A 4,622-nucleotide genomic window follows, 5' to 3' on the forward strand; every position below is an offset into this window, starting at 1 on the left:
TACCACACCGAGGTCCACCACGTCTCCGGCTGGACCACCACCTTCTACACCGACATCCACGACCTCACCCTCGCGTGTGGACCGCACAACCGCCTCGCCGAAAAAGGCTGGACCACCCGCAAAAACGCCAAAGGCACTACCCGATGGATCCCACCCGCCCACCTCGATCACGGCCAACCCCGCACCAACACCTTCCACCACCCCGAGAAGTTGTTCGCCCCCGACGATGACGAGGTCCCGTAGGTTCGGCGCATGTAATCGGGCACGAGATTGTGTCCGCCATAGGAAAGCGGTACCGCCGGGCACCGCTGGGTGCGGCCCTGTGCCCACACGTCGTTATTCGGCGGTTTAATGCGCCGACCATTGACGCGCCTGGCCGTTGACTACCGATATTTCGACTACCGATTTGAGGAAGAAAACGAATAGGCAGTCCCGAGTTTTCCGGATCTGCGATGACCAATAGCCCGCTGCGAGTAATCTAGCCACCACCCCATTACCAGTCGGCCCCCGCAAGGAGGCAGTCGTGTCGTATGTCGTTGCGGCGCCTGACTTCCTGCTGACGGCTGGTGAAGATCTGGCCGCAACGGGGTCCGCCATCGCCACGGCGAGCGCCGCAGCCGCGCGCTCCACGACGTCCCTGCTGGCCGCCGCCGGGGACGAGGTGTCCGCAGCGGTGGCAAGAATGTTCAGCGCCTACGGCCGGGAATATCAGGCCGCGGCCACACAGGCGGCGCGATACCACGAGCGGATCACGCGCCAACTGACGGCGAGCGCGAACGCCTATCGGAGCGCCGAGGCCGCCAACGCCCAGGCACTCCCGGCCGCGGGAGCCAGGATCACCGTCCCCGGCGCGGGACCGCTCTACTTCCCGAACTTCATCACTCGACTTCCCTACCTGGGGCAGTTGCTGTATGCGGGCAGCGTCCCAGGCCCCGGCACGGTGTCGATCCTGCAGGGCTATGACCTCATCAACCACGCCATCGGACAGAACTGGTTTACCAGCACCCTCGCCCAGGTCGTCAACTACCCGGCCAGCATGGGCCTGCTGAGCGGCAGCCTGGCGGCTCCTGACGTCAACGACGCTGTCGCGATGGGACAGCGAGCGCTCAACGACCAAATCATGAATGCCGTTCTCAATGGCGGTGGTTCGCCGGTCAGTGTCGCCGCGCTGTCGGAGGGAACCCTCGTCGTCAACCGAGAACTGGCGTACCTGGCGAGCAACCCGGCCGCCCCGCCGCCCCACGCCCTGCAGTTCGCCCTCTTCGGCAGCCCGGAACTCGGCATCATGCAGACTTACCTGCCCAACGGATTCACCTTGCCGATAGTGAATTACACGGTTCAAGGTCTGTCGAACACCCAGTACGACGTCAACGTGGTGTTCGCCCAGTACGACGCCTGGGCCAATCCGCCGGACCGGCCCTGGAACATCCCGGCGGTCGTGAACTCGCTTTTCGGGACGGCCTATCACCACAACACATCATCACTGGCATCGATGTCGGATGTGGTCGAGTTGTCCAGCGTCACAGCTCCGTTGGGTGGCACCATCACGACGTATATGATCCCGTCGCCGACCCTGCCGATGCTGCTGCCGCTTCAGCAACTAGGTGTGCCACAGCCAATCGTCGACAGCCTCAACGCATTCCTGCAGCCGGTCGTCAACAGCGGTTACTCATCCCTGGCGCCCGGTGCCGGCCCGTACTTCTCACACGGGTCACTGGTCCTGGGTTGGTGAGCCCCCTGCCTGTGCAGGCAAAGCAAGCGGTGGGACGTAACTGCCGATCAGTGTGCGATGCCACCAGGCGCGGTCGCGGCGCAACTCGGCCGGTGTGGTAAAGCGATACTCGTAGAGTTGCGCACGCACGAACCGCGGCGGTGAATCCGGGAAAGGGTTGCGCTGCAACAACTTCAAAGTAGCGAAATCGTTGCGCAATAACCGGTGGAGCAACGGTGTCATCCAGGCCAGCGCATAGCCCGGCGAGATGGCGGCGAACCACATCAGCCAGTCCAGCCGCAGATGATAGGGCGCGAACTGGCGCGGCAGGCGGCGCAGCCCGGTGGGCTTGCCCTTGAATTCGTACTCCTGCCAGACGGTCTGGTCGCCCACCGATGTGTCACTCGTGCCTTCTATCACCACTTCCTGCCGGATCCGGCTGATGCTGCCGAAGGCGCCATAGGTGTTGCACAAGTGGAAAACGTTGAAGGACATGTTCATTCGCTGAGCGGGCGACAACATGTTGCGCACCGGCCAGTAGCTCAGCACCAGCATCGCCGCGGTCACACCGATCACCAAGACAACGAACCACAGCGGGGGACCGGGCAGTACCCCCGAAGCACCAACGCCCACCCACCTCTGATCGACAGCGCTGAACGCCAGAAAAATGGTCAGCCAATTCAGCCAGGCGAAGTTGCCCGACGCCACCAGCCACAACTGGGTGATGACGATGACGCCGGCCGCGATACTGGCGACCGGCTGCGGGGCGAACAGCCCGAATGGCACCACGAGCTGCGCAAAGTGGTTGCCGGCCACCTCAATTCGATGTAGCGGCCGGGGCAGGTGGTGGAAGAACCAGCTCAGTGGACCGGGCATCGGCTGGGTTTCGTGGTGGTAGTCAAGGCAGCTGAGGTCGCGCCAACACGAGTCGCCGCGCATCTTGATCAGTCCCGCGCCGAACTCGACGCGAAACAGCAGCCAGCGCACCAGATACAACGTCAGCACCGGTGGCGCCACCTGCCCGTTGCCCAGAAAGATCATCAGGAATCCGGTCTCCAGCAACAACGATTCCCAGCCGAACCCGTACCACGTCTGGCCCACGTTGACGATCGACAGGTACAGCACCCACAGCGTCAGCCACGACAGCATCGCCGCCCACAGCGGCACTGCGTCCAGGGCGGCAACCATCGCGGCCGCCAACGCCGCGCCGAGCCACGACACCCCGGCGAAGAACCGGTCGGAATAGCGCACCTGAAAGATGCTCGGGGCCCGCCAGAATGACCGCCGGGCCAGATATGCCGGCACCGGCAGCATCCCCCGCTCCCCGAGCAAGGGCCGGAACTGCCGCGCCGCCGCAACGAACGCGATCAGATATACCGCCGCTACGCCGTGCTCCAGCACCAGTGCGCCGAGCCGGTATTCGGGTGCCGAAAACCAGTCCATGGCCACAACTCCTCGGCTTATGGCGATTATGTGCAATCTTGCATATCGCGCCCCGACTCACCCGGTGGGTTCCTCAACGTCGTGTCCTGTCCGCGCTCCGGCGGCGGAAAGTTGAGCAGAGAATTGCACAAAGCTGAATTCCTAAACCGCGCTGTCGGGCGCCGCGCGCCGTGGCAGCGCCTGCGGCCTATATTCTCGGCACGTTCCGCGAGCAGGCGCTGCGCCGCCACCCCGGTTGGACGTCCAGACATGGCTGATGGCGCTCGACGGCTCAGTGCAACGGATCGGACCCCGCAGCCTTTGACCGGCCCGGCGAGGCCGCGTTGACCACCGACGCGGCGACCGCCGCAAGTGAAATCAACGCCAGCAGTTGCACACTCGCGGAATGGCCCGCGTAGCCGTCGGGGGAACGCCACGGATGACGCGACAGCAGAGCACCAGCAGATACGATCCCACCCGCGCCGAGTCCGGCGGTCAGCCCGTCGCGCCAGCGGTCCGCCACCACATGCCGCACTGCGAGCAGCGCCGCGACAACCACAGCACCGACGGCACCGGCGATCAGCGCCCCAGCTGCCAGCACCGCTACGCCGGCCCACCGTCCGGAAGGCCAGGCAACCGCGGGCGGATCCTCCGAGGAACCGTTGCGGCGCCGCCAGAATGCCAGCACCGCCAGCAGTGGCAACAAGCTCAGCCCCACACCGAGGCCGGCCCGGTACACCGCATCCGACGCAAAGGTCAAGGTGATCGTGCCGCCGTCCCCGGCGGGGATCAGCCAGCCCTGCTGCCAACCGTTGACGGCCACCGGTGTCAGGCGCGCACCGCTGCCGGTGCGGGCCACCCAGCCGGGGTTGATGCTCTCGGGGATCACCAGCACCCGCATCCTCGCCGACGATGGTGCGCGCACCTCGCGGCGGGCCGGCCCCCAGGCCGCGATGTCAGCGGAAGTGACTGGGGCAGTTGCAACTTCAGGCGCAATCGACAACTGCGCACCGTCCGCGACAAAGGCCGCCCCAGGGCTGATCAACAATTCCTGCTGGCCGGCCGGCAAGGCGATCGGGCCGGGTTCACAGGGCTGCGCGGCAACCGGGCCGCCGTCCAGCAACTCACCCGCGGTGGTTCGGATCGAGGTGTGCAGGAACCGGCCCGCCACCGCGATCACCGGGCCCTGCTGACAGTCGACGACGATCTCCCGGTCGCGGCCGGCCCCGCCGGCCCGGGCGGGTGCGATCGGTTCGCCGTCGGCCCCCAGTACCGTGACTTCGGCCAGCCCGGGCGGCTTGAGCTGGTCGAAGCCCAGCGCGTTGCGGTCGATGATGTCCTGCCAGTCCAGCAGGCTCAGGGTCACGGTGTCGGTCACGCGCGGGTGCAGCGTCAGTGTCTGCGCGTCGCGGGCAGGGTCCACGGCCTGTACCTGCGGTCCGTCGCCCAGGTCGACGGCCACCATTGGCGACCCGGCTACGGCATGGGC

The 4,622-nt window shown here is 66.0% G+C and carries 2 protein-coding genes and 2 pseudogenes; 2 read left to right on the plus strand and 2 right to left on the minus strand.

What is annotated here, in order from left to right; genetic code table 11:
- Together AWC08_RS12545 and AWC08_RS12550 are read left to right on the plus strand one after the other, a co-directional pair.
- Positions 1–243 (plus strand): annotated as a pseudogene (locus AWC08_RS12545) (hypothetical protein); the annotation flags it as partial.
- A 280-nt stretch (positions 244–523) separates the two neighbouring features.
- The gene (locus AWC08_RS12550) at positions 524–1,732 is read left to right on the plus strand and encodes a PE-PPE domain-containing protein (protein WP_069435412.1); all 1,209 of its coding nucleotides are present in this window, start codon (positions 524–526) and stop codon (positions 1,730–1,732) included.
- Here the strand turns inward: AWC08_RS12550 and AWC08_RS12555 are convergent.
- Both AWC08_RS12555 and AWC08_RS12560 read right to left on the minus strand, forming a co-directional pair.
- On the minus strand, positions 1,712–3,154 hold the full coding sequence (locus tag AWC08_RS12555; protein ID WP_069435413.1) for a lipase maturation factor family protein: 1,443 nt from the start codon (positions 3,152–3,154) through the stop codon (positions 1,712–1,714). The genes AWC08_RS12550 and AWC08_RS12555 overlap by 21 nt on opposite strands.
- A 271-nt stretch (positions 3,155–3,425) precedes the next feature.
- Positions 3,426–4,622 (minus strand): annotated as a pseudogene (locus tag AWC08_RS12560) (hypothetical protein); the annotation flags it as partial.

The organism is Mycobacterium gordonae, from assembly GCF_002101675.1.
GTDB classification, from domain to species: Bacteria; Actinomycetota; Actinomycetes; order Mycobacteriales; family Mycobacteriaceae; genus Mycobacterium; species Mycobacterium gordonae.

Coding starts and splice junctions, on each gene's coding strand:
- AWC08_RS12555 (WP_069435413.1), bottom strand. CDS start 3,154: ATGGACTGGTTTTCGGCACCCGAATACCGGCTCGGCGCACTGGTGCTG.